The 2863-nt window shown below is 59.3% G+C and carries 5 protein-coding genes; 3 read left to right on the top strand and 2 right to left on the bottom strand.

Features of this window, described 5'->3' with window-relative positions:
* A partial coding sequence (locus EN750_RS27475; RefSeq protein ID WP_127398553.1) for a LysR family transcriptional regulator occupies positions 1–436 on the bottom strand: 436 nt, incomplete at its 3' end.
* Between the two features lie 134 nt (positions 437–570).
* On the opposite strand from EN750_RS27475, the gene EN750_RS27470 reads away from it, so the two are divergent.
* Complete coding sequence (locus tag EN750_RS27470) at positions 571–1047, top strand: SDR family NAD(P)-dependent oxidoreductase (protein WP_127398551.1); 477 nt, start codon at positions 571–573, stop codon at positions 1045–1047.
* Positions 1048–1114: 67 nt separating this feature from the next.
* On the opposite strand, the gene EN750_RS27465 is transcribed toward EN750_RS27470, so the two are convergent.
* Positions 1115–1876 carry a GNAT family N-acetyltransferase gene (locus EN750_RS27465; RefSeq protein WP_127398549.1) on the bottom strand — a complete coding sequence of 254 codons (762 nt, stop codon included), beginning with the start codon at positions 1874–1876 and terminating at the stop codon, positions 1115–1117.
* Positions 1877–2071: 195 nt separating this feature from the next.
* Between EN750_RS27465 and EN750_RS41545 the strand changes: the two genes are divergently transcribed.
* Entirely contained in the window at positions 2072–2425 is a 354-nt protein-coding gene (locus tag EN750_RS41545) for a TrmH family RNA methyltransferase (RefSeq protein WP_210212772.1), read from the top strand.
* Positions 2398–2757, top strand: a complete 360-nt coding sequence (locus tag EN750_RS41540; protein ID WP_210212771.1) for a TrmH family RNA methyltransferase — start codon at positions 2398–2400, stop codon at positions 2755–2757. Before EN750_RS41545 ends, EN750_RS41540 begins: the two co-directional genes overlap by 28 nt.
* Positions 2758–2863 lie beyond the last annotated feature (106 nt).

The raw sequence follows: 2863 nt of genomic DNA, 5'->3' as shown, positions 1-2863 counted from the left end.
GCCCCTCCCTTAGCGGCCGCGCGTCTTTGTCAGGTTTGGGGACAAAGCGAAGGCAGATCCGTGGGGCTGCCCGAGTGACCGCGGCCACGACGGGGCCAGACAGAAATTCCAGAAATGCCTCGCTCACTCGGACGGTAAATGCCAGTTCGAGCGACGCGACGTCCATATGCGTGATCTGCGGCCGGAGCACTGCTTGCACGTCCCGCGCAAGCTCATGGACGCGCTCGCGCAGTTCGGCAGCGCGCGGTGTCGGCACCAGGCCTCGCCCGGCGCGAACGAGCAGCGGGTCGCCTGTTGCTGCCCGAAGTCGCGTGAGCGTCCGGCTCATGGCCGATGCGCTCAAGCCGAGGCGACGGGCTGCCCCTGTCACGCTGCCCTCGGCGAGCAGCACATCCAGTGCGACGAGAAGGTTCAGGTCCACATCAACATTGGTCATGACCTGAGCCTATCCCAGCCGCGTCGCCAGACATAGCGTTTGATGCAACCATACTTTGACTTTGATGCGTCTGGCGCCCTGCGCACGGCCGCTTATATCGGCTGTCGGACCAACATCGAAAGCTACCAACTCTCATGCCCAAACACATTCCGAGCGACCCAGCTCGCACAATCCTCCTCATTGGCGCATCGCGGGGCCTCGGCCATGCCATGGCGGCCGAGTTCCTGAAAAAGGGATGGAATGTCGTCGGCACAGTTCGCGGCGGCGGAACCCGGACCTTGCTGCACGATCTGGCAGACGAGCATGCTGGCCGGGTCGAGATAGAGACCCTGGACATCTGCGAGCCCGACCAGATTGCGGGCCTGCGCCAGCGCCTGACCGGCAGGATGTTCGACATGCTGTTCGTTAACGCAGGAACGACGAACAACGAAACGGATACGGTCGGGCAGGTTACGACGGACGAATTCATCCGGGTCATGCTCACGAACGCGCTGAGCCCATTACGCGTGATCGAGAGCCTCGATGATCTTGTCGAGGCGTTTGGGTTGATTGGCGTGATGTCGTCTGGACAGGGCAGCGTCAGCAACAACACGACCGGCCAGCTGTTGTAAAAGAGAGGGGCTCTGACCACCGATCAAGCTGAAATCCACTATAAATCAGCATGATGCGAATAAACCCTCATACGGTCTTCCGGCTCCTTGACGCAAATATCAGCAGCGTTCCGATCCGCTCGTAGCCCATCCGGGGATAAAGCAGCGCCCCGGCGTGGGTTGCAGCCAGCGCCGAGTACCTCGACCCACGCGCCCGATCGTCGTGCAACATTCTCGACATCAAAGCCTGGCCAATGCCGCGACGCCGGTGCGACGGCTCGACATACATGCTCGAACACCATGTGGCTCCCAGGGCATCAAGGCTGCGTACGCGCCCAACGATATCGGCGCCATCGACTGCCACATACTGACGGAATGGCGCGCTGTCGCCGAGCAAATCGTCTGGGATCGGCTGCCTGCGGATGATCTTTCCCAACTGCGCCGCCCGTTCGGCTGTCTGCACGCGTTCGATCGAAGCAACCGCCGGCGGGCTGGGAATCCGGCGCAATCGGTGGACAAAAAAGCCTTCGGTCCGAAGCAGCCGGTAGCCGAGAGCTTTGTAGGCGGTTCGTGTCGGCCCGTCCGGATCCTCGTGGGCGATCACAACGGAAATGGCAAAGCCCGGCCGTGCATGCTGCCGCACGATGGCATCGGCCTCTTGAGCGGCGACGTCATGGACGACCCATTCTTCGCCGCGGTAGTCGCGAGGATTCTTGCGCTCGGCGTCGCGCATCAGCCACAACGGCCCAACACGGCTGGCCACGTAAGGAAAGGTGCGGCTTCTGTCGGCGCTGAAGCCTTGCACGAACACTTCAATCGCCGCTTCGATCTCGCTGTTTGCCATCTTCATCTAGACAGCCTAGCGTTGGCTATTCGCCCAAGGCAAGACGCCACGAACGCTCAAGCCTATGAGAATCAGCGGCAATTTACAGTTCCTGGCCCATGTGTTAGTTCCATAATCTATCTTATGCGACTTCCTGATGTGGCGGCGATAGAGTCGCCACGGGCCTTGGATTCAGATGCGCCTCTGGTAAGAACCTCTCTCATGGAAACCCTTGAGGCTCAGAAACCCAGAGTATCGGTTCGCAAGCGTGCGGCTGCGGTCAAATCGTTTCGCTGCAAGAACTTGGTAGCCGTTGTCGAAGATCCGAATGATATCAGGAACATCGGAACGGTAATTCGAAACGCAAATGCCCTCGGCGTTGAAAGAGTCTATATCGTCGATCCACGCAAAGCACTTCCTGATGACTGGCAGCAAATGCGCCAACGGAAATCGCTTTCGGAAACGTCTGTATCAGCCGTCAAATGGACGTTTGTGAAACGATTCGACAGCACTGACGCCTGCCTCAGCCATCTGGAAAAACATGGCTTTTGTCCGTCGTCACGTCGCCGCATATAAAGGGAAAGACCAGCGTTTTCCTGCACGAGGGCGATTATACCCAGCACACCAAACTCGCTGTCTGGTTCGGCAATGAGAAACGGGGCATCAGCACCCTCGCGGTCGAGCGCAGCGAGATGTGCGTAGCAATTCCAATGTTCGGGATGATCGAGAGCCTAAACCTCGGAACCAGTTCGGGTATCGTACTCTACGAAATCGCGAAACAGCGACGCGAGTATCAGAGCAAATACCGCCGCGGTAGCCGGAAGGGAAAACGCGCTGAGCCACTACCTACTGTAATGCGTCGCGAAATTGGCGGCTTTGCTTCGAGCGAAACCGAAGGACAGACCTGAGTTGACGCGAAGCTCAACCGACCGTTGGCCGGCTCTACTTCCGTATAATGGCTCCGGATGTGCGGCTGTCGGCGGCGCGCTCGACCCGTTTCAGTTTGTGGGGCGA

Origin of the sequence: Mesorhizobium sp. M7A.F.Ca.ET.027.03.2.1, from assembly GCF_003999175.1 — a bacterium.
In the GTDB taxonomy this organism is placed as follows: Bacteria; Pseudomonadota; Alphaproteobacteria; order Rhizobiales; family Rhizobiaceae; genus Mesorhizobium.
Note: the sequence above shows the minus strand (reverse complement) of the source record. Positions and strands in the feature narration are given on the sequence as shown.